Origin of the sequence: Azospirillum aestuarii (assembly GCF_016632405.1) — a bacterium.
Taxonomy (GTDB): domain Bacteria; phylum Pseudomonadota; class Alphaproteobacteria; order Azospirillales; family Azospirillaceae; genus Azospirillum; species Azospirillum aestuarii.
The window spans coordinates 34,635-54,540 of sequence record NZ_JAEPIV010000019.1 but is presented as its reverse complement, the minus strand read 5'-3'; the positions used below and the strand labels follow the sequence as shown (position 1 = coordinate 54,540).

20 protein-coding genes are annotated in these 19,906 nt (G+C 70.0%); 11 read left to right on the top strand and 9 right to left on the bottom strand.

Going from position 1 to position 19,906, the window contains the following annotated elements; all coding sequences use genetic code 11:
- Position 1: 1 nt before the first annotated feature.
- The 9 genes from nosZ (at position 2) to JJL56_RS24195 (ending at position 8,711) form a co-directional block, all read left to right on the top strand.
- Positions 2 to 1,945, top strand: coding sequence for a TAT-dependent nitrous-oxide reductase (gene nosZ, locus JJL56_RS24235; protein ID WP_200486604.1), 1,944 nt, complete (start codon positions 2 to 4; stop codon positions 1,943 to 1,945).
- A gap of 93 nt (positions 1,946 to 2,038) precedes the next feature.
- The gene (locus JJL56_RS24230; RefSeq protein ID WP_200486603.1) at positions 2,039 to 3,406 is read left to right on the top strand and encodes a nitrous oxide reductase family maturation protein NosD; all 1,368 of its coding nucleotides are present in this window, start codon (positions 2,039 to 2,041) and stop codon (positions 3,404 to 3,406) included.
- Entirely contained in the window at positions 3,403 to 4,272 is an 870-nt protein-coding gene (locus JJL56_RS24225) for an ABC transporter ATP-binding protein (protein WP_200486602.1), read from the top strand. The genes JJL56_RS24230 and JJL56_RS24225 overlap by 4 nt, the downstream gene beginning before the upstream one ends.
- Positions 4,269 to 5,099 carry an ABC transporter permease gene (locus JJL56_RS24220; RefSeq protein WP_040137444.1) on the top strand — a complete coding sequence of 277 codons (831 nt, stop codon included), beginning with the start codon at positions 4,269 to 4,271 and terminating at the stop codon, positions 5,097 to 5,099. Before JJL56_RS24225 ends, JJL56_RS24220 begins: the two co-directional genes overlap by 4 nt.
- A complete protein-coding gene (locus JJL56_RS24215; protein ID WP_200486601.1) occupies positions 5,099 to 5,689 on the top strand; it encodes a nitrous oxide reductase accessory protein NosL in 591 nt (196 codons plus the stop codon). Before JJL56_RS24220 ends, JJL56_RS24215 begins: the two co-directional genes overlap by 1 nt.
- Positions 5,686 to 6,672, top strand: a complete 987-nt coding sequence (locus JJL56_RS24210) for an FAD:protein FMN transferase (RefSeq protein ID WP_200486600.1) — start codon at positions 5,686 to 5,688, stop codon at positions 6,670 to 6,672. Before JJL56_RS24215 ends, JJL56_RS24210 begins: the two co-directional genes overlap by 4 nt.
- Positions 6,673 to 6,699: 27 nt before the next feature.
- Positions 6,700 to 6,897, top strand: coding sequence for a twin-arginine translocase TatA/TatE family subunit (gene tatA, locus JJL56_RS24205; RefSeq protein ID WP_200486599.1), 198 nt, complete (start codon positions 6,700 to 6,702; stop codon positions 6,895 to 6,897).
- A gap of 22 nt (positions 6,898 to 6,919) precedes the next feature.
- Positions 6,920 to 7,636, top strand: a complete 717-nt coding sequence (locus tag JJL56_RS24200; protein ID WP_200486598.1) for a cyclic nucleotide-binding domain-containing protein — start codon at positions 6,920 to 6,922, stop codon at positions 7,634 to 7,636.
- 28 nt (positions 7,637 to 7,664) lie between these two features.
- Entirely contained in the window at positions 7,665 to 8,711 is a 1,047-nt protein-coding gene (locus JJL56_RS24195; RefSeq protein ID WP_200486597.1) for an NnrS family protein, read from the top strand.
- Positions 8,712 to 8,883: 172 nt separating this feature from the next.
- Here JJL56_RS24195 and JJL56_RS24190 read toward each other — a convergent pair whose 3' ends face one another.
- The 5 genes from JJL56_RS24190 to JJL56_RS24170 form a co-directional block, all read right to left on the bottom strand.
- A complete protein-coding gene (locus tag JJL56_RS24190; protein WP_200486596.1) occupies positions 8,884 to 9,252 on the bottom strand; it encodes a c-type cytochrome in 369 nt (122 codons plus the stop codon).
- A gap of 83 nt (positions 9,253 to 9,335) precedes the next feature.
- Positions 9,336 to 10,250 (bottom strand): ubiquinone anaerobic biosynthesis protein UbiV, encoded by a 915-nt coding sequence (ubiV, locus tag JJL56_RS24185; RefSeq protein WP_200486595.1) that lies wholly within the window; start codon positions 10,248 to 10,250, stop codon positions 9,336 to 9,338.
- A gap of 12 nt (positions 10,251 to 10,262) precedes the next feature.
- Positions 10,263 to 11,261, bottom strand: coding sequence for a ubiquinone anaerobic biosynthesis protein UbiU (gene ubiU, locus JJL56_RS24180; RefSeq protein ID WP_200486594.1), 999 nt, complete (start codon positions 11,259 to 11,261; stop codon positions 10,263 to 10,265).
- A gap of 4 nt (positions 11,262 to 11,265) precedes the next feature.
- Positions 11,266 to 11,895 carry a ubiquinone anaerobic biosynthesis accessory factor UbiT gene (gene ubiT / locus JJL56_RS24175; RefSeq protein ID WP_247891222.1) on the bottom strand — a complete coding sequence of 210 codons (630 nt, stop codon included), beginning with the start codon at positions 11,893 to 11,895 and terminating at the stop codon, positions 11,266 to 11,268.
- Between the two features lie 149 nt (positions 11,896 to 12,044).
- Positions 12,045 to 12,557 (bottom strand): DUF2249 domain-containing protein, encoded by a 513-nt coding sequence (locus JJL56_RS24170; protein ID WP_200486592.1) that lies wholly within the window; start codon positions 12,555 to 12,557, stop codon positions 12,045 to 12,047.
- A 218-nt stretch (positions 12,558 to 12,775) separates the two neighbouring features.
- Between JJL56_RS24170 and JJL56_RS24165 the strand changes: the two genes are divergently transcribed.
- Both JJL56_RS24165 and JJL56_RS24160 read left to right on the top strand, forming a co-directional pair.
- Positions 12,776 to 13,519 carry a Crp/Fnr family transcriptional regulator gene (locus JJL56_RS24165; protein ID WP_200486591.1) on the top strand — a complete coding sequence of 248 codons (744 nt, stop codon included), beginning with the start codon at positions 12,776 to 12,778 and terminating at the stop codon, positions 13,517 to 13,519.
- A 23-nt stretch (positions 13,520 to 13,542) separates the two neighbouring features.
- Positions 13,543 to 13,827 carry a DUF1858 domain-containing protein gene (locus JJL56_RS24160; RefSeq protein WP_247891221.1) on the top strand — a complete coding sequence of 95 codons (285 nt, stop codon included), beginning with the start codon at positions 13,543 to 13,545 and terminating at the stop codon, positions 13,825 to 13,827.
- A 63-nt stretch (positions 13,828 to 13,890) separates the two neighbouring features.
- Here JJL56_RS24160 and JJL56_RS24155 read toward each other — a convergent pair whose 3' ends face one another.
- The 4 genes from JJL56_RS24155 to JJL56_RS24140 form a co-directional block, all read right to left on the bottom strand.
- Positions 13,891 to 14,346 carry a hemerythrin domain-containing protein gene (locus JJL56_RS24155; protein ID WP_200486590.1) on the bottom strand — a complete coding sequence of 152 codons (456 nt, stop codon included), beginning with the start codon at positions 14,344 to 14,346 and terminating at the stop codon, positions 13,891 to 13,893.
- Positions 14,347 to 14,535: 189 nt separating this feature from the next.
- Positions 14,536 to 17,721 (bottom strand): efflux RND transporter permease subunit, encoded by a 3,186-nt coding sequence (locus JJL56_RS24150; protein WP_200486589.1) that lies wholly within the window; start codon positions 17,719 to 17,721, stop codon positions 14,536 to 14,538.
- A 39-nt stretch (positions 17,722 to 17,760) separates the two neighbouring features.
- Positions 17,761 to 18,945, bottom strand: a complete 1,185-nt coding sequence (locus JJL56_RS24145; protein WP_200486588.1) for an efflux RND transporter periplasmic adaptor subunit — start codon at positions 18,943 to 18,945, stop codon at positions 17,761 to 17,763.
- Positions 18,946 to 18,965: 20 nt separating this feature from the next.
- A complete protein-coding gene (locus tag JJL56_RS24140; RefSeq protein WP_200486587.1) occupies positions 18,966 to 19,817 on the bottom strand; it encodes an alpha/beta hydrolase in 852 nt (283 codons plus the stop codon).
- Between the last annotated feature and the right edge of the window lie 89 nt (positions 19,818 to 19,906).

Sequence of the window (19,906 nt, the reverse complement as noted above, 5' to 3'; positions counted from 1 at the left end):
CATGTCGGACACAAAAGCGTCGAACATCAAGGTTGAGCGGACGGGCGTGAACCGCCGCGATCTTCTCGGGGGCACCGCCAAGGCGGCGGCGCTGGCCGGAATCGCCGGCGCGGTGGCCGGCGGCACGGCGGGCGGCGCGCTGTTCGGCGCCGGCCCGGCCGCGGCCGCGGGTGCGAGCAACCAGAAGTACGAGGTCAAGCCGGGCGATCTCGACGAATACTACGTCTTCCATTCCGGCGGCCAGTCGGGCGAGCTGCGAATCCTCGGCCTGCCCAGCATGCGCGAACTGCACCGCATCCCGGTCTTCAACCGTTGCAGCGCCTCGGGCTGGGGCCAGACCAACGAGAGCCGGAAGATCCTGACCGAGGGTCTGACCGAGGAGAACCGGAAGTATCTGGCCAACCACGGCGGCACCTGGCTGAACGGCGACCTGCACCACCCGCACATGTCCTTCACCGATGGCACCTACGACGGGCGCTACATCTTCGTGAACGACAAGGCGAACACCCGCGTCGCCCGCATCCGCTGCGACATCATGAAGGTCGATAAGATCATCGACATTCCGAACGTCTCGGCGATCCACGGCCTGCGCCTGCAGAAGTACCCGCGCACCGGCTACGTCTTCGCGAACGCCGAGCAGCTCGTGCCGATGCCGAACGACGGCAAGAACGTCGATCCGAAGAACTACCGGACGCACTTCTCCGCCATCGACGGCGACAGCATGAAGGTGTCGTGGCAGGTCCGGGTGGACGGCAACCTCGACAACACCGAGGCGGACTACCAGGGCAAATACGCCTTCTCGACCTGCTACAACTCCGAAAGCGGCGTGACCACCGCGGAGATGACGGCGAACGAGCAGGACTGGATCGTCATCTTCAACATCAAGCGCATCGAAGAGGCGGTGAAGGCCGGCAAGGTCGAGGTGATGCACGGCGTCCCGGTCGTGGACGGCCGCCACGGTTCGCCCTTCACCCGCTATGTGCCGATCCCCAACAGCCCGCACGGCATCAACGCGGCGCCGGACGGCATCCACGTCACCATCAACGGCAAGCTGTCGCCGACGGTGTCGGTGATGGACGTCCGCCTGCTCGACGACCTGTTCGACGACAAGATCAAGCCGCGGGACGTCATCGTGGCAGAGCCGCAGCTGGGCCTCGGGCCTCTGCACACCGCCTATGACGGGCGCGGCAACGGCTACACCACGCTGTTCCTCGACAGCCAGATCGTGAAGTGGAACATCGACAAGGCCAAGCGCGCCTACAAGGGCGAGAAGGTCGATCCGATCGTCCAGAAGCTGGACGTGCACTACCAGCCGGGTCATACCCACTCCTCGATGGGCCAGACCAAGGAGGCCGACGGCAAGTGGCTGGTCGTGCTGAACAAGTTCTCCAAGGACCGCTTCCTCAACGTCGGCCCGTCCAAGCCGGAGAACGACCAGCTCATCGACATCTCGGGCGACGAGATGAAGCTGGTGCACGACGGCCCGACCTACGCCGAGCCGCACGACACGCTGATCGTCCACCGCTCCAAGCTGAACCCGAAGAGCGTCTTCACCCGCGACGACCCGATGTGGGAGGAGGCCCGGCAGCAGGCCAAGAAGGACGGCGTGGTTCTGGAGGACGACGCCAAGGTCATCCGCGAGGGCAACAAGGTCCGCGTCTACATGTGGCAGCGCGCTCCGGCCTACGGGCTTGAGGAGTTCACGGTCCGCCAAGGCGACGAGGTGACGATCTACCTCACCAACATGGACGATGTGGACGATCTGGCCCACGGCTTCACCCTGTCGAACCACGGCATCGCCATGGAGATCGGGCCGCAGCAGACCAGCTCGGTCACCTTCATCGCCGAGCGTCCGGGCGTGCACTGGTACTATTGCCAGTGGTTCTGCCACGCCCTGCACATGGAGATGGGCGGCCGCATGATCGTCGAGCCGCGCGCGACCTAAGGCGCCACTGCCTGCCCCCACCCTAACCCTCCCCCGCTCAGCGGGGGAGGGCCGGGGTGGGGGCAACACGCTGCACACAATCAAGGCAAGCCAATGCCCCACCACTCCCCACTCCCCCTCCTCGCCGCGGCGCTCGCCTTCGCCGCCGGGACGGCCGGCGCCGCCACGGTGACGGTGGCGCCGGGCGGGCTGGACGGCGCGCTCGCCGCGGCGGCGCCCGGCGACATGCTCGTCCTTGCCCCCGGCACGCACCCCGGCCCCGTCGTGGTCCGCAAGCCGGTCACGCTGATCGGCGAGCCGGGGGCCGTCATCGACGGGGGAGGGGAGGGGAACGCCGTGACGGTCTTCGCCCCCGACGTGACCGTGCGGAACGTCGAGGTCCGCAATTCCGGCATCAGCCTGTCCGAGCAGAACACCGGAATCTTCCTGGGCAAGGAGGCGCACCGCGGCGTGATCGAGGGCAACCGGCTGCGCGACAACCTGATCGGCATCTATGTCTGGGGCGCCCACGATGTGATGGTCCGGCGCAACGATGTCATCGGGCGCACGGACCTGCGACTGTCCGAACGCGGCAACGGCATCCAGCTGTGGAACGCGCCGGGCACGCAGGTGGTGGACAACAATGTCCAGGACGGGCGCGACGGCATCTTCACCACGACGTCGAAGAAGAACCTGTTCGCCCGCAACCGGTTCGAGCGGGTGCGCTTCGCCGTCCATTACATGTACACGAACGAGTCCGAGGTGTCGGACAATGTCTCGGTCGGCAACCATGTCGGCTACGCGATCATGTATTCCAACAACCTAGTGATCCGGAACAACCGCTCGCAGGGCGACCGGGAGCATGGGCTGCTGCTGAACTACGCCAACAGCGCGCTCATCGAGGGCAACGTGATCGATGGCCACCTGTCGGCCGAGCAGGCGGCGCCGGTGGAGGTGGTGGCCGACAAGGACATGCCGGTGGCGACCGATGGCCCGGTGGAGGGCCAGCGCACCGGCACCTGGAAATGCGTCTTCATCTACAACGCCAACAAGAACCGCTTCACCGGCAACCGGTTCGAGGGCTGCGAGATCGGTGTGCACTTCACCGCCGGGTCGGAGCGCAACACGCTGACCGGCAACGCTTTCATCGGCAACCGCACCCAGGTCAAGTATGTCGGCACCCGTCACCTCGACTGGTCGGAGAAGGGGCGCGGCAACTACTGGTCCGACAACGCGGCCTTCGACCTGAACGGTGACGGCGTCGCCGACGAGGCCTACCGCCCCAACGACGTCGTCGACCGCGTGATGTGGGCCTATCCGGCGGCGAAGCTGCTGATGAACAGCCCCGGCGTGCAGGTGATCCGCTGGGCGCAAAAGCAGTTTCCGGCGCTGCACCCCGGCGGCGTGATCGACAGCGCCCCTCTGATGAGCCCGCCGCCGTCTCCGGCGTTGCGCCAAACGGCGGAAAGGAACGCCCAATGACCGACACACCGACCATCCGTGTGGAGGGAGTCTCCAAGCGCTACGGCGACGCCTTCGCCGTGCGCGAGGTGGATCTGGACCTTGCTCCAGGCGAATGCGTGGCCATGGTCGGCCACAACGGCGCCGGCAAGAGCTCGCTGATCAAGCTGATGCTCGGGCTGACCACGCCGACCGCCGGCAGCGTCCGCGTGCTGGGCGGCGACCCGGCGAGCGCCTCCGCTTCCCACATCCGCCGGCAGGTCGGATTCCTGCCGGAAAGCGTCGCCTTCCACCCCAGCATGACCGGGCGCGAGACGCTGGACTTCTACGCCCGGCTGAAGCGCGTGCCGCGCGACGGAAACGACGCCCTGTTCGAGCGGGTGGGGCTGGAGCCCGCCGCGGTGAAGCGCCGCGTCGGCACCTATTCGAAGGGCATGCGGCAGCGGTTGGCGCTGGCCCAGGCGCTGCTCGGCGGGCCGAAGGTGCTGTTCCTCGACGAACCGACGACCGGCCTCGACCCGGCGCTGCGCCAGAGCTTCTACGAGATCGTGCGGGACCTGCGCGACGCCGGCACCACCGTCCTGCTGTGCAGCCACGCCCTGACCGAGCTGGAGGGGCAGGCCGACCGCGTCGTGGTGATGAACCGCGGGCGCAAGGTCGCCGACGGCTCGCTCGCCACTCTGCGCGGACTGGCCCAGCTGCCGGTGCGCATCCGCCTGACCCTGCCGTCCGGCGAGGTCGTGGAGACCGCCTGCGCCAACGACGACAAGGTGGCGACGCTCCGCCAGATCGCCTGCGAAGGCCCGGAGATCGCCGACATCGAGGTCCTCCAGCCGAGCCTGGACGAGATGTACGCCCACTTCCTGCGCCGGGAGGCTGCGGAATGAACACGCTTCTGACGATCGCCGCCAAGGAGGTGCGCGACGGCCTGCGCAACCGCTGGGTCGTCGCCACCACGCTGCTGATGGCGGCGCTGGCGCTGACGCTGAGCTTCCTGGGGGCCGCCCCGACCGGCACGGTCGGCGTCGGCCGGGTGGAGGTGACCATCGTCAGCCTGTCCAGCCTGACCATCTTCCTGCTGCCGCTGATCGCGCTGCTGCTGTCCTTCGACGCGGTGGTGGGCGAAATCGACCGCGGCACCATGACGCTGCTGCTGTCCTACCCGGTGGCGCGCTGGCAGGTGCTGATCGGCAAATTCCTGGGCCACGCCGCGATCATCGCCTTCGCCACCGTGCTGGGCTACGGCGCTGCCGGGGTGGCGCTGGCGATGAGCGGGACCGAGATCGGGCCGGAGAGCTGGCGCGCCTTCGCCGCGATGATCGGGTCGAGCGTCCTGCTGGGCGCCGCCTTCACGGCCATGGGCTATCTCGCCTCCACGCTGGTCCGCGACCGCGGCACCGCGGCGGGCATCGCCGTGGCGATCTGGCTGGTGCTGGTCCTGCTCTACGACATGGCGCTGCTGGGGCTGCTGGTGGCCGACGGCGGCAAGACGGTGAACGCCGGCCTGCTGAACGGGCTGCTGCTCGCCAACCCGGCGGACGCCTTCCGCCTCTTCAACCTGACCGGCTTCAAGAGCGTCAGCCAGTTCGCCGGCACCGCCGGGCTGGCCGCGCAGGTGCAGGTGTCGGCCTCCGTCCTGCTGGCCGTGCTGGCCGGCTGGGTCGCCGCACCGCTGGCGCTGGCCGCTGTTCTCTTTTCCAGAAGGCAGATCTGATGAACACCTCCCTGAGAGCCACGCTGCTGGCCGCCTGCCTGCTGCTGCCGCTGTCGGCCTGCCAGCAGCAGAAGGCGGAGACCGCTCCGCCGCCCCCCGTCGCCATCACCGCCGACGCGATCGGCCATTACTGCGGCATGAACCTCGCCGACCATCCCGGCCCGAAGGGGCAGATCCTGGTCGGTGGGCGGGATCGCCCGGTCTGGCTGTCCTCCGTCCGCGACACCTTCGCCTTCACCATGCTGCCGGAGGAGGCGAAGGACGTCCGCGCCATCTACGTCACCGACGTCGCCCAGGCGGCCGACCCGCGCAAGCCCGACCTGACCGTCTGGATTGAGGCGCGCAAGGCTTGGTACGTGGTGGGCAGCCGCCAGCGCGGCGGCATGGGCGAGGCCGAGCCCTTCCCCTTCGGCGACGAGGCCGCCGCCCGCCGCTTCGCCGCCGACAACGGCGGCGCGATCAAGCGCTTCGCCGAGGTGACCGAGGACGAGATCCTCCATCCCACGCTTCCCTCGGAACAGACCGCGTCGGATGAAGGGATGGAGCATGGTGGCGGCAATCATGGTGGTGGCCACGGAGGCACGCCATGACCACCCGCCGCCGCTTTCTCGGCATCGCCGCGGCGGCCGCCGGGCTGGCTTTGCTGCCGGGCGGACTCCGGGCGGCGGGCGTGCCGGTGCGGACGTGGCGCGGCGTCGCGCTGGGGGCGGATTCCGTCCTCCAACTGGCGCACCCGGACCCCGCCGAGGCCGACCGTCTGATCGCCCTGTGCCTGGAGGAGGTCGCGCGGCTGGAGCGGGTCTTCAGCCTCTACCGGACGGATTCGGCGCTGGTCCGCCTGAACCGCGACGGCGTTCTCGACGCGCCGCCGGCCGACCTCGTACGGCTGCTGTCCGAAGCGGTCGCCTTCAGCCGCCGCACCGATGGCGCCTTCGACCCGACCGTGCAGCCGCTGTGGCAGCTCTACGCCGGCCATTTCGCCCGCCCCGGCGCCGATCCCGCCGGCCCGCCGGAGGCCGTCCTTCGCGCGGCCAGGAACTTGGTCGATCACCGCAAGCTTCGCGTCGAACCGGGCCGCGTCGCCTTCGCCGCGCGCGGCATGGCGGTGACGCTGAACGGCATCGCCCAGGGCTACGTCACCGACCGCGTGTCCGAGCGCCTGCGGGCGGAGGGCATGACCGACGTGCTGGTCGATCTGGGGGAGATCCGCGCGCTTGGTCATCACCCCTCGGGCCGTCCCTGGTCGGTCGGCCTCGCCGATCCGCTTATGGACGGACGCAACGCCGGCACGCTGGAGATCGAGGACCGGGCGGTGGCGACGTCGGGCGGCTACGGCACGCCCTTCGATCCCGCCGGGCGCTTCACCCACCTGTTCGACCCGGCGACGGGCGGCTGTGCGCGGGAGTGGCTGGCGGTCACGGTGCTCGCCCCCGACGCCACCACCGCCGATGCCCTGTCCACCGCCCTGTCGGTCGCGCCGGAAGCGCGGGCCGCCGTCCTCCTCGACCGCTTTCCGGGCACCGCCGCCCGCCTCACCCGCCGCGACGGCAGCGTCCTCGCGCTGCGCGCCTGACCGTCCTTCACCCAGGAGACCATCGTCATGGGAAGTTCCAGCCTGATGCATTGGGCCATCGTCCTGCTGCTCGTCCTGCTGCTGTTCGGAGCGGGCAAGCTGCCCAAGGTCATGGGCGACCTCGCCAAGGGCGTGAAGTCCTTCAAGGCCGGCCTGAAGGACGATGAGTCCGATGCCGCCCCGGTTCTGGTTGAGGCGTCGCGCAAGCCCGCCTCCGAAGCTTGACCGCGACACCAGAGCCGGGACGATGAGACAGGGCGCCCTGACGCTGATGCGCGGCCTCCCGCTGTTCGAGGGGGTCGCCGACGAGACTTTGGAGGCGCTGACCTACGGGGCGCTGCTCCAGTGGTTTCCGCGCGAGACACGGCTGTTCGCGGAAGGCGAGATCCCCGACTTCCTGCACATCCTCGTTGAGGGCACGGCGATGCTGGCCGGCTGCGACGAGGTGGGGCAGGAGACGGTGATCGACATCGTGCGCCCCGGCGATTGCTTCGTGCCGGCGGCGGTCCTGGCCGACGCGCCGTACCTGATGTCGGCGCGAACGCTGGAATCGTCGCGGATTCTCATGCTGGCCGCTCCCGTCCTGCGCGCGCAGGTCGCCCGCGACCACGCGCTGGCGCTGCGGGTGATGAGCACGCTGGTCGGGCAGTGCCGCGGGCTGGTGCGCGAGGTCAAGAACCTGAAGCTGCGCACGACGACCCAGCGGCTCGCCGCCTTCATCCTGTCGCAGGTCGATCCGTCTCCTCAGGACGAGGCGGAGGATGGCGCGACGTTCGAATTGCCGGTCAGCAAGCGCGTGCTGGCCAGCCGCCTCGGCATGACGCCGGAACAGCTGTCGCGCACCTTCACCAAGCTGTCCCCCCACCAGCTCCACGTCACCGGCAACACTGTCCGGGTCCGCTCGGTCGAGCAACTGCGACGGCATTGCAACGTCGGCCATCCCAACGGTCATCACACCTCATGATTCAGCCCAGGCGGAGCGGGGCCTGACGGTGCCGTTCCGTCCCTTCTTCCTGCTGACGGCGTTCGACGCGCTGCTGGCGGTGGGGCTGTGGGTGCCGGTGTTGCTGGGCTGGGACGTGTCCGGCGTGATCGCCGACCCGGCGGGGTGGCACGGGAGGGCGCTGCTGTTCGGCACGCTGCCGGCGATGATGGCGGGATTCCTGCGCACCGCCCTGCCGCGCTGGACCGGGCGGCCCCTGGTCGGCGCGCGCCTCTGGCCGCACCTCGTGCCGCTCTGGCTGGCGGGACGGGCGCTGTCGCCCTGGGTGACCACCGCGCACGCGCCGTTCCTCGCCGCGCTGGCCTTTCTCGTGACCGTGCAGGTCGCCGCCGCGCGGGACCGGCGCAACGCCATCGTCGCGGCCCTGGTCGGCGCGTTGGCCGGGGCGGCGCTGTGCAATGACGTCCCCTCCGCCTTGGCGCTGTCGCTCGGGCTGGTCATGGTGCTGGGCGGGCGCATCGCGCCAAGCCTGACCGCCACCCATCTCGGTCTGTCCGCCAAGTCGGAGTTGTTCACCGAGCGCCCTTGGTTCGAACGCGCCGCCGCATTGATCGCGGCCTGCGCGCTGGTCGGCTGGCTGGCCGAGCCGGATTCTGGAGCGACCGCCGCAGCAAGCCTTCTTGCCACGCTGATGCAGACGGCGCGTTTGCTGCAATGGCGCGGCTGGCGGACGCTCGACCGGCCATCCGTCCTCGCCGTGCACGCCGCCTACGCCTGCATCCCGCTGGGTTTCGCCGCCATGGCGGCATCGTCCGGCATGGCGGTCCATCTCTGGACGGTCGGGGCGCTCGGGCTGATGGGATTCGCGGTGATGTCGAGCATGATCCGCAAGCACGCCGGGAACGCCTTCGCGCGGTCGGCGGTGGTGACGGGCTGCTACGCGCTGACCGCGCTCGCCGTTGCCTCGCGGGCGGTTGCCGCGTCGGCGGGAGAGGAGCGCTCCCTGTGGTTGCTGGCCGCGGCCGGCGCCTGGAGCGCGGCGGCGATCCTGTTCCTGGCCGCCTTCGGCCGCTTCCTCGTCCACGGCCTCCGTTGAGTAGAAAAAAGCCCACCGGCGGAGAGCCGATGGGCTTAAAGGGGCAGAAAAACGGGAGTTTACAACGTCCAGCGGGGACGCAATCGGTGAACGATTGTGAGGTTACCCTAGCGGCTGGTTGCCCTCCCATCCTTGACGGCGGTCAAGACGCCAAGAAAAATGGACGATTTCGTCAGCTGTTCTTTTTCAGGAAGGCGATCAAGTCCTTGCGGGCCTGCTCGTTCTTCACGCCGGCGAAGGCCATCTTGTTGCCGGGGACGGCGCCCTTCGGGTCCGCCAAATAGGCGTCGAGCGTCGCCTCGTCCCAGGCCCCGGCGTTCTTCATGGCATCGGAATACTTGTAGGCTTCGACGGCACCGGCCTTGCGGCCGACGACGCCGTGCAGGTTGGGGCCGACGCGGTTCGGGCCGCCGGCATCAATGGTGTGGCAGGCCTTGCACTGGTTGAACACCTTCTCGCCGGCGGCGGCGTCCTGCGCGGCGGCGATGCCGGGGGACGACGCGACCAGCCCGAAGGCGAGCAGGGCAAACATGCGCTTCATAGGGGTTTCCTCGTTCAACGGACTCAAAAGTCAGCCGGGCCGCGCGGGGGCGGCGGTCCGACGGACATCGGATGGCGGATGCGTCAGGCGGCCGGCGCCGCAGCGTCGGCGTAGGCCGCACCCGCCATGTTGTGGAAGAAGCCGTTTTCCAGCGGGACGGCGGTCATGCCGCGCAGCTCCGCCATCACGTCCTGTCCGCTGCGCTCGCCATCCAGGACGGCGCGGAAGGCCTTGGCGACGGCAACCATGTCGAGGTCCTGCGGCGACAGGCGGAAGCGCTGGATGCCCATCGCCCGCAGCCGGTCGATCTCCGCCGCCAGCGCCAGATAGCCGTGCGACAGCGTCTGCGTGCCGTTGACCGACAGGAACGGCTGGCCGTCCACGGTGCTGACCGGCATGCCGTCCGGGTCGTTGGCGCAGACGAATTGGCAGCCGTCCTTGTGCAGCGCGTGCGCCCGCGCGTGGTAGCAACGGGCGGAGATGGCGAGCGGCGCCCGCCCGAACACCTGCACCTCCATGGACAGGCCGAGCGCCGCCCCCGTTTTCGCCATCATGGCGACGGAGGCGGCGGGAAGCTCCGCCGGCAGCGACACCACGACGGCCCCGCGCCCGGCCAGCCAGGCCAGGGTCGCCTCGTTGTAACTGTTGATGAAGGGGCCGACGGCGTGGCGCCGTCCCTCCAGCAGGGCCAGCGCCCCCATGTCGTTGGCCTCCACCGGCAGGAGGTCGCAATCCAGCAGGTCGCGCATCGCGGTGCGCTCCCGGTCGCTGCCCACCAGGATCGGGCTGGCGAGCCAGACCTCCTTGCCGGCGGCGGCCAGACGGGCGATCACCTCGTCCATGACCGGGGCGAGGAAGGGCGCGCGCTTGGAGCAGACGATCTCGCCGACGACGACGGCATCGACCGGCGCCTCGTCGGCGATGCGGGCGTAGAAATCGCGCCAGCGCTCCGCCGGCCAGTTGAACAGGACGGGGCCAAGGGTCAGGGTGGGTTTCATGAACGCAACTCCTCAGCGCCACGCGCGGGTGTAGGCGCCGGTGGTCTGGGCACCGCCCTCGACCATGGCCTCCAGGTCGAGCGCCGGCACTGGCAGCCCGCGTTCGAACGCGTCCAGCGCACGGCGGTAGGCGCCGACCACGGCGGCGATGTAGGCCTTGCCGCGCTGGCGGCCTTCGATCTTCAGGGCGCAGACCTTGGCGACCTTCAGCTCCGGCAGCAGGGCCAGCGCGTTGAGGCTGGTCGGCTCCTCGAACAGGTAGGCCGGGTCGCGGGAGGTGCCGCCGCCGGGCACGAAGCGGCCTTTGCACAGCGTCGGGTAGCCCGCCGGCTCCCCGGCGCCGAAGACGTTGATGGTGAAGCCGCCGAGGCGGGAGGCCAGCGCGTCGCCGCGCGGCTCGTAGCGCACATGGCTGGCCGGGGAGCAGACGCCCTGCTTGTTGGGCGACAGCCCGGTCGCGTAGGAGGACAGCGAGCAGCGCCCCTCCGCCATCGGGCAGAGGCCGCCGAAGACGAAGACCTCCGTCTCCACATCGACCTCGGCGTTCAGCCGGGCGATTTCCGGCACGGTCAGCACGCGGGGCAGCACGACCCGCCGCACGCCGAAGGCGTCGCGGTAGAGCCGGATCGCCTCGGCGTTGGCGGCGGACGCCTGAACGGACAGGTGAAGCCGCAGGTCGGGGTGATGCTTCGCCGCGTAGTCGAGCAGGCCGAGGTCGGCGAGGATCACCGCGTCCGCCTTCAGCCGCGCGGCGTCGTCCACCGCGCGCTGCCAGGGGGCGAGGTTGCCGGCCTGGGGATAGGTGTTGATGGCGACGAAGACCTGGACCTTCCGCGCGTGGGCGTAGGCGATGGCCTCGGCCAGTTCCGGTCGCGAGAAGTTCAGACCGGGGAAGTTGCGCGCGTTGGTCTCGTCGCGGAAGCCCAGATAGACGGCGTCGGCGCCCGCGTCCACGGCGGCGCGCAGCGCGGCGGGGTTGCCCGCCGGGCAGATCAGTTCGAAGGAACCCATGCCGTCACGCTCCCTGCCGCGGACCGGTGAGCCGCCGCTCCAGCATGGTCATGCCCCAGCGCACCGGCGGCGGGGCGAAACGGCGGGCCGTGGCGAGCAGGTCGAGCGCCCGCCCGGCGTTGCGCCGCGCCACGGGCAGGGCGTGCCGCAGCGGACCGGCGGCGGCGGCGACGTCGCCGAACAGGTCCATCTCCTCGCCGTCCAGCGTGTTGCGGAGCGCCAGGATCAGGGCGGTGTCGCCCTCGATCGACAATTCGCGGCGGAAGAACAGCGCGTCACCGTCGATGCGCCCTTCCAGCAGGTCGAGAAGCCGCGCGCAGGGGCCGCGCACCGTGGCCTCCGCTTCGGCGGTTCGGTCGCAGACCCGCAGGGCAAGGGTGGGGCCGACGCGGAGCATCAAAGCGGCGGGCGCGTCCACCGGGTCGATGAGCAGGCGGGTGTCGGGCAATTCGCCGAGGGCGGTGAAGGCGCGCGGGTGGCGCGCCTTCAGAATCCGCAGGAGCCGGTCGAACAGCAGGCCGCCGGCCCGGTCGCCGAGGCGCCGCGCGAGCCCCAGCCCGGCCCGCGTCAGTTGGACTTCGACGTCGCGGGCACGGGTGTCCGGGGCCATCTCCTGGGCCTTATCCTGAGCCATAAAGCCGGGATCGCGCATACGCCTGTCTCCTTCCCTTCGGAATGGTCGTGTGGCGGGCGGAGCCCGCCGGGCTTCGGCAATACAGCCCGGTGGTCATACCATCCTTGATGACGGTCAAGCCCAAGCTCCCGAACGGCCGCCTGGGGCGATCAGCCGCACATGCCGCCGCAGCAGGAGCCGGAGCGCCGGGCGACCAGACGCTCGTAGGACAGGTGCAGCTGCCCAGCGGGCGGGATAACCCCCTGCATCAGGTCGAGCACCTGCTCCGCGCTGGTGCCCGGCGGGCAGTCGGTGATCTCGCAGACCAGCCCGCCGTCCGCCACGCCGAGCGGCGTTTCCGCGGCCACCGCGGTGGCCTGCCCGCCGCGCCCGATGCGGACCCGCAGGGAGGTGGCCGGCGCGGTGCCGGACTCGGGGCGTCCGATGCGGACCCGCCAGCGTTCCGGCCCGCGTTCGAGATAGGTCCAGCTCACCGCGTCACCGAACAGCGCCTGGATCTGCAGGTAGAGCGGGCGCGGATCATGGTCGTTGACCAGCACGAAGCCGCGGCCCGGCGCCAGTTCCTGCGTGGCCTGGAGGATCAGCGGGTGGCGCTGGTGGGGCGGAATCGACTGGACGTCGATGACCGGCTCGGCCGCGGTGGACTGTTCGGCGATCTGCATGGGGGAAGTCCGAAGGGTTGCGATGTGCGGACAAGCCTAAAGTACCTGGCAAGGCGGCTCTTTGCTCCAGCACAAACAGGACAAACTGAGACCTTGGTCCCTGTCGGAGCGCAGGCGGGTTGCGGCGCGGCGCGCGGGCGGTCATCTTGGAAGGCAACTTTTCCGTGACGGCTTCCCGCAGGGGTGGTCGGGTGCGGCCTTGCCTTGAGGATGGTCCGATGACGCCGCTTGCCCCCGATCCCGCCAGTCTGCGTGGCCTGCGGCTGTTTTCCGGTCTGGACGCGGCGGCCCTGGCCGAGATCGTCCGGTCCGCCCACACCCGGCGGATCGAGAAGGGAACCACCATCTTCTCCCAGGGCGACCGGGCGGCCCTCTGCCACGCGCTGATCGACGGGCGGGTCAAGATCGTCCAGACCGGGGCCGACGGGCAGCAATTGGTGGTCCGCTACATCGGCGCCGGGGAGATGTTCGGCACGGCGGCGGTGTTCTCGGGCGGCATCTACCCCGCCGACGCGCTCGCCATGGTCGATTGCGTCGGCGTTCACTGGAGCGCCGCCACGATGGGCGAGCTGATGGAGCGCTACCCGCGCATCGCGCTGAACGCCCTGGACATCGTCGGTCGCCGCCTGCAGGAGGTGCAGACCCGCCTGCGCGAGCTGTCCACCGAGCGGGTGGAGCGGCGCGTCGCCCACGCTCTGCTTCGGCTGGTGCGTCAGGCTGGCCGCCGGGTCGGGAACGGCGTCGAGATTGACTTTCCGCTGTCCCGCCAGGACATCGCGGAGATGACCGGGACCACGCTGCACACGGTGAGCCGCATCCTCAGCGGCTGGGAAGGGCAGGGGATCGTCGAGGGCGGGCGCCAGCAGGTGACGATCCGCCAGCCGCACGCCCTGGTCGCCATCGCCGAGGATTTGCCCAAGCCGGAGAAGACCGCCACTCCGGCGAAGCCGGACGGGAAATAGACGGGTCGGACCCTTCGTTCCGTTTGCGCCGGCGCAAAGAGGCGCGCGGGCCGGTGTGCTACGGTGCCGGGATGATCGCCCCGCCATCACACTGCGCCACCGCGGCCTTGCCCTCGTCCTCCGACCTTGTCGAGGATGTGCTGGAGCGCTGGCCGTCGACCATCCCCGTGTTCCTCAAGCACCGGATGGCCTGTCCCGGTTGTCCCATGGCGCGTTTCCAGACCATCGCCGAGGTGGCGGACGACTACGGCCTGGACACTGACGCTCTGCTCGACGAGTTCGCCCAGGCCATCGCGGCGGAAGGCTGATTCCCCTCGCCGCCGGCACCCCATGGCCGGGGTGGCGGCGAGGGTGGTTTTTGGGAGACGCCCTCAGCGGTTTGCCGTCCTGTCGGCGAGGGCGGCGCGGTCGATCACGTCGTACAGCTCCAAGTCCTCGCGGGCGATGCGGTGCTTGAGCGCGGTCACCACCTCCCGCGTTTCGCGGACAAAGGTTTCCGGGTCCTTGGACACCGCCAGCGGGCCGGGCCAGCTCGCCCGATAGCGGTCGAAGCGCGCCCGCAGGCTGCCCATTTCGGCCTGGAAGCGCGCCGCCGTGGCCCGCAGCGCCGGGGTCGGGTGGGCCAGCAGGCGCGGGTAGAGCGCGCTGTCCTCCAGCGACAGGTGGACGGTGAACACGCCGAACAGATCGCGGACCGCCGTGGCGAGAGCGGCGGCGTTCGCCACCGGGGATGGCGCCGCCAACAGGGAGTCGATCCGGTCGACGAGCTGCCCGACGGTGGCGTGGTGATGGCGGTAAAGGGTGGTGCTGATGGCTGCACTGGACATGACGAGGTCTCCAACCGGGGCCGCCAGCGAATGGGCGGTGCGTGACGGTGAGAGTGCCGGCTGGAGCGTCGCCGATCGTTGTGCCAGAGCAAGCAGGGGGTGGGTCGGCGAAGAAACGACGTGGCGGGGAGCGGGGCGTTCGGCCCCGGCTCCCCGCCACGCTGGAGGCGATGGTGCTTTCAGAAGCGCTCAGTCGTCCCCATGCCCGTGGGCGAGCGCCGGGCCGGTCGGCGCCGCCGCCGGCTTCCCAGCCCCGACCAGCGTGCGCAGCAGGACGTAGAAGACCGGCGTCAGCATCAGGCCGAACAGGGTGACGCCGATCATCCCGGCGAACACCGCGACACCCATCGCGTGGCGCATCTCGGCGCCGGCGCCGGTGGAGGTGACCAGCGGCACCACGCCCATGATGAAGGCGATGGAGGTCATCAGGATGGGCCGCAGCCGCAGCCGGCTGGCCTCGATGGCGGCCTGCACCACGCTGCGCCCCTGGTGCTCCAGCTCGCGGGCGAACTCGACGATCAGGATGGCGTTCTTCGCCGACAGGCCGACCAGCACCATGAAGCCGATCTGGGTGAAGACGTTGTTGTCGCCCCCCGTCAGCCACACCCCGGCCAGCGCCGACATCAGGCTCATCGGCACGATCAGCAGGATGGCCAGCGGCAGGGTCAGGCTCTCGTACTGGGCGGCCAGCACCAGGAAGACGAGCAGGATGCTGATGGGGAAGATCCACAGCGCCGCGTTGCCGGCCAGGATCTCCTGATAGGTCAGGTCGGTCCATTCGAACCGCACGCCGCGTGGCAGGGTCTCCTGGGCGATGCGCTCCGCCGCCGCCTGCGCCTGACCGGAGGAGTAGCCGGGGGCCGGGCCGCCGTTGATGTCCGCGGCGGTGTAGCCGTTGTAGCGCACGACCATCTCCGGCCCGTAGCTCTGCTTGACGGTGACCAGCGAGGAGAGCGGCACCATGTCACCCTGGGCGTTGCGCGTCTTCAGCAGGCCGATGTCGGCGGATTCGGCGCGGAAGGGCGCGTCGGCCTGGACGCGGACCTGATAGACCCGGCCGAAGCTGTTGAAGTCGTTCACGTAGAGCGAGCCCAGATAGATCTGCATGGTGTCGAACACCTCGCCGATGGGCACGCCCTGCTGCTTGGCCTTCACGCGGTCGAGATCGACGTCGAGCTGCGGCACGTTGATCTGGTAGCTGGAGAAGCTCGGCCCCAGTTCCGGCGTTTCCATGGCCTTCTTCAGGAAGGAGCCGACCGCCGCGTTCAGCGCCTCGTAGCCCAGCGCGCCGCGGTCCTCGATCTGCATCTTGAAACCGCCCAGCGTGCCGAGGCCCATCACCGGGGGCGGCGGGAAGATGGCGACGAAGGCCTCCTTCAGGCCGGCGTAGCGCTTCTGCAGATCACCGGCGATGGCGGCGGCGGAGAGCGACGGGTCCTTGCGCTCGGCGAAGGGCTTCAGCGTGACGAAGACGATGCCGGCGCTGGAGCTGTTGGTGAAGCCGTTGACCGACAGGCCGGGGAAGGCGACGGCGCTCTGCACGCCGGGGCGGGCGAGCGCGATGTCGGTCATCTCGCGGATCACCGCCTCCGTCCGGTCGAGCGAGGCGCCGTTGGGAAGCTGGGCGAAGCTGATGAGGTATTCCTTGTCCTGCGCCGGGACGAAGCCCATCGGCACGGTGCGGCCGAGCAGCACGGTGACTCCGAGCAGCCCGACATAGACCAGCATCATCAGCCCCTTGTGCCGCACCACCCCGCCGACGCCGCGGCCGTAGCCGGTCGAGGCGCGGTTGAAGACCCGGTTGAACAGCCGGAAGAAGCCGCCGAACACTTTGTTCATCGCGCGGGTCAGCCAATCCTGGGGCTGGTCGTGGCCGCGCAGCAGGACCGCCGCCAGGGCCGGCGACAGGGTCAGCGAGTTGAAGGCGGAGATGACGGTGGAGATCGCGATGGTCATCGCGAACTGCTTGTAGAACTCGCCGGTCAGGCCGCTCATGGCCGCCAGCGGGACGAAGACGGCGACCAGCGTCAGCGCGATGGCGATGATCGGGCCGCTGACCTCCTGCATGGCGCGGTAGGTCGCTTCCTTGGCCGACAGGCCGTTCTCGATGTTGCGCTCGACGTTCTCCACGACGACGATGGCGTCGTCCACGACGATGCCGATGGCCAGCACCATGCCGAACAGCGACAGCGCGTTGATCGAATAGCCCAGCCCCAGCATCAGCGAGAAGGTGCCGACGATGGACACCGGGACCGCCAGCAGCGGGATGATCGAGGCGCGCCAGGTCTGGAGGAAGACGATGACCACCAGCACGACCAGGGCGACCGCCTCCAGCAGCGTGTGGATCACCGCGTCGATGCTGGAGCGCACGAACTGCGTCGGGTCGTAGACGATGCTGTAGTCCACGCCGTCCGGCATGTCGGCCTTGAGATCGGCCATGGTCGCCCGGATGGCGTCGGAGATGGCCAGCGCGTTGGCGCCCGGTGACTGGTTGATGCCCAGCGCCACCGCCGGCTTGTTGTCGAGCAGAGAGCGCAGGCCGTACTGCGCCGCCGCCATCTCGACGCGGGCGACATCGCGCAGCAGGGTGACGCCGCCCTGCTCGCCGGTCTTCAGGATGATCGCGCCGAACTCCTCCGGCGTCGTCAGGCGCCCTTGCGCGTTGATCGAGAGCTGCAGGGGCGTGTCGGGCAGGGAGGGGGAGGCGCCGATGACGCCCGCCGCGACCTGGACGTTCTGCTCGCGGATCGCCGCCACCACGTCGGACGCGGTCAGGCCGCGCTGCGCGACCTTGTTGGGGTCGAGCCAGACGCGCATGGAATAGTCGCCGGCGCCCCACACCTGCACCTCGCCGACGCCGGCGATCCGGCTCAGCCGGTCCTTGACGTTCAGGATGGCGTAGTTGCGCAGGTAGGTCATGTCATAGCGGTCGTTGGGCGACAGCAGATGCACGACCATGGTCAGGGTGGGCGAGCTTTTGACCGTCGTCACGCCCAGCCGCTGCACGTCCGACGGCAGGCGCGGCAACGCCTGCGCCACCCGGTTCTGCACGAGCTGCTGCGCCTTGTCCGGGTCGGTGCCCAGCCGGAAGGTCACGGTCAGCGCCATGTTGCCGTCGCTGTTGGCCTGCGACTGCATGTACAGCATGTTCTCGACGCCGTTGATCTGCTCCTCCAACGGGGAGGCGACCGTTTCGGCGATGACCTTGGGGTTGGCGCCCGGGAACTGGGCGCGCACGACGACCGACGGCGGGACGACCTCCGGGTATTCGGAGATGGGCAACTGGAACAGCGAGATCGCTCCCGCCAGGAACAGCGCCACCGACAGCACGCCCGCGAAGATCGGGCGGTCGATGAAGAATTTCGAGATGTTCATGATGGCTTTCCCAGCGAGGTCCCACTCATGAGGGCGGGATCACGGGTTGTTGGACGCGGTTTCGATGGCGTCGGCCGGCTTGCCCATCGCCACGGTCTTCGGGCTGATGCGGGCGCCGGGGCGGGCGTGCTGGACGCCGTTGACGACGATGCGCTCCCCAGCGGCGAGGCCGCTCTTGACCACCCGCAAGCCGTTCTGCGCAGCACCCGGGACGATCTCGCGGTACTGCACGGTGTCGTCGCCGCCGACCACCAGGACGAACTTCTTGTCCTGGTCGGTGTTGATGGCGCGATCCTCGACCATCAGCGCGTCGTGCGGGGTGCTGCCGCCGACCTTGACGCGGGCGTAGAGGCCGGGGACCAGCATGCCGTCGGGGTTGTCGAACTTGGCGCGCACGCGGATGGTGCCGGACACGGAGTCGAGTTGATTGTCCACATGCTCCACCGTGCCGCCGCGCGAATAGCCGCTCTCGTTGGCGAGGCCGAGCTGGACCGGAACGTCGGCGGCGTCCTTCACGCTGGCGATGTGGCGCAGGTAGGTCTGCTCGTCGACGTCGAAGGAGGCGTAGATCGGCGAGACCGAGACCAGCGTCGTGAGCGGTGCCGCGGAGGCGCCGGACGCCACGACGTTGCCCACCGTCACCTCGGCGCGCGAGACGCGGCCGGAGATGGGTGCGGTGACCTGGGTGTGCTCCAGGTCGATGCGGGCGAGGTCGAGCGCCGCCTGCGCCGCCTTCAGGTTGGCGCCGGCCTCGCGGGCGGCGTTCTCCTTCTCGTCGAGCGTCTGGCGCGAGACGGTGTTGTTCTGCACCAGCCGCTGGGCGCGGTCGAGGTCGGCGGCGGTGAAGCGCACCGCGGCCTGCGCGGCGGCGACCTGGGCCTCGGCCCTTGCCACCTCGGCGACGTGGGGGCGCGGGTCGATGGTGAAGAGGGGATCGCCCTTCTTCACCAGGGCGCCGTTGCGGAAATGCACGGCGGTGATGGCGCCGGACACCTGCGGGCGCACCTCCACCCGGTCCACCGCCTCCAAGCGGCCTGAGTAAGACTGCCAGTCGGTGATCTTGCGGGCGACGACCGGTGCCACGTCCACCTCGGGCGGCGGCGGGGCGGCGGTCGCCGCGGCGGGGGCGTCGGCGTGGCCCTGGGTGGCGACGATACCGGCGACACCGGCGGTCGCGGCGCCGACGGCGAGAAGGAGGGCAAGCTTCGAAGGAGACAACGACATGGGACCACTCTCCTGGGGAGTCAAACGAAGGCGCCGCGGCCGTCCGCGGGGGACAGGCGGCGGCGGAAAAAGTCGGCGACGGCCAGCAGCGCCGGGCGGTGGCCCGGCAGCGCGGCGTGAGAAATGGCGGGGAAGCGGGTGACCTCGGTGGGCACGCCGGCACCGATCAGGTTGGCGGCGTACTGCTCCGCCTCGATGCGCAGGACGTCCTTCTGCGCGGTGACGATCAGCGTCGGCGGCAGCCCGGCCAGCCGGCGGGAATCCAGTGGGGCGGCGTAGGGGTGCAGGCGCTGCGCCGCGTCGGGCAGATAGGCGCGGTAGCAGCGGGCGTAGGCGGTCGCCGGAACGTCGCACTGCATCGCCTGGGCGTCGCCGGCGCGGGTCAGGCTGGGGTCCAGCATGGGGCCGAGCAGGGCCTGCGCGCGGATGTCCACCTCGCCCTGGTCGCGGGCGAGGAAGGTCAGCGAGGCGGCGACATGGCCGCCGGCGTCGTGTCCGGCGACGCCCAGCCCACCCTTGGCGATGTTCAGGTCGCGGGCTTCGGCCAGCGTCCACAGCGCCGCCTGATGGGCGTCGTGGGCGGCGGTGGGGAAGCAGTAGGCCGGGGCCAGCGAATAGCCGACCGAGACGACCAGCGCGGGCACGCTCTCGGCGATGGCGGCGGCGGCGGTCTCCGCCTCCTCCAGCGAACCGGAGGTGAAGCCGCCGCCGTGCAGGTACAGCAGGGCCGGAACGGTCAGCCCGATCAGCGGCCGGTAGAGCCGCAGCCGGATGTCCTGGGCGTGGCCGGCGATGGTCCGGTCATCGACCGAGAGCGGGCAGGGTGCCGCCCTGGCTTTGCGTGTTTTCGACGGTTCCGATGACCGGCCCATGATCCTACGGTGCCCCAGCACCCCTCCCGCATTGCAACAGGAGGGAGTGTGGACGTCAGGCGGATCGGAATAAATACGCGGTCAACGGC

Excerpts from the sequence above, each read along its gene's own strand:
- nosZ (WP_200486604.1), top strand. The coding sequence starts at position 2 with ATGTCGGACACAAAAGCGTCGAACATCAAGGTTGAGCGGACGGGCGTG.
- JJL56_RS24230 (WP_200486603.1), top strand. The coding sequence starts at position 2,039 with ATGCCCCACCACTCCCCACTCCCCCTCCTCGCCGCGGCGCTCGCCTTC.
- JJL56_RS24225 (WP_200486602.1), top strand. The coding sequence starts at position 3,403 with ATGACCGACACACCGACCATCCGTGTGGAGGGAGTCTCCAAGCGCTAC.
- JJL56_RS24220 (WP_040137444.1), top strand. The coding sequence starts at position 4,269 with ATGAACACGCTTCTGACGATCGCCGCCAAGGAGGTGCGCGACGGCCTG.
- JJL56_RS24215 (WP_200486601.1), top strand. The coding sequence starts at position 5,099 with ATGAACACCTCCCTGAGAGCCACGCTGCTGGCCGCCTGCCTGCTGCTG.
- JJL56_RS24210 (WP_200486600.1), top strand. The coding sequence starts at position 5,686 with ATGACCACCCGCCGCCGCTTTCTCGGCATCGCCGCGGCGGCCGCCGGG.
- tatA (WP_200486599.1), top strand. The coding sequence starts at position 6,700 with ATGGGAAGTTCCAGCCTGATGCATTGGGCCATCGTCCTGCTGCTCGTC.
- JJL56_RS24200 (WP_200486598.1), top strand. The coding sequence starts at position 6,920 with ATGAGACAGGGCGCCCTGACGCTGATGCGCGGCCTCCCGCTGTTCGAG.
- JJL56_RS24190 (WP_200486596.1), bottom strand. The coding sequence starts at position 9,252 with ATGAAGCGCATGTTTGCCCTGCTCGCCTTCGGGCTGGTCGCGTCGTCC.
- ubiV (WP_200486595.1), bottom strand. The coding sequence starts at position 10,250 with ATGAAACCCACCCTGACCCTTGGCCCCGTCCTGTTCAACTGGCCGGCG.
- ubiU (WP_200486594.1), bottom strand. The coding sequence starts at position 11,261 with ATGGGTTCCTTCGAACTGATCTGCCCGGCGGGCAACCCCGCCGCGCTG.
- ubiT (WP_247891222.1), bottom strand. The coding sequence starts at position 11,895 with ATGGCTCAGGATAAGGCCCAGGAGATGGCCCCGGACACCCGTGCCCGC.
- JJL56_RS24170 (WP_200486592.1), bottom strand. The coding sequence starts at position 12,557 with ATGCAGATCGCCGAACAGTCCACCGCGGCCGAGCCGGTCATCGACGTC.
- JJL56_RS24165 (WP_200486591.1), top strand. The coding sequence starts at position 12,776 with ATGACGCCGCTTGCCCCCGATCCCGCCAGTCTGCGTGGCCTGCGGCTG.
- JJL56_RS24155 (WP_200486590.1), bottom strand. The coding sequence starts at position 14,346 with ATGTCCAGTGCAGCCATCAGCACCACCCTTTACCGCCATCACCACGCC.
- JJL56_RS24150 (WP_200486589.1), bottom strand. The coding sequence starts at position 17,721 with ATGAACATCTCGAAATTCTTCATCGACCGCCCGATCTTCGCGGGCGTG.
- JJL56_RS24145 (WP_200486588.1), bottom strand. The coding sequence starts at position 18,945 with ATGTCGTTGTCTCCTTCGAAGCTTGCCCTCCTTCTCGCCGTCGGCGCC.
- JJL56_RS24140 (WP_200486587.1), bottom strand. The coding sequence starts at position 19,817 with ATGGGCCGGTCATCGGAACCGTCGAAAACACGCAAAGCCAGGGCGGCA.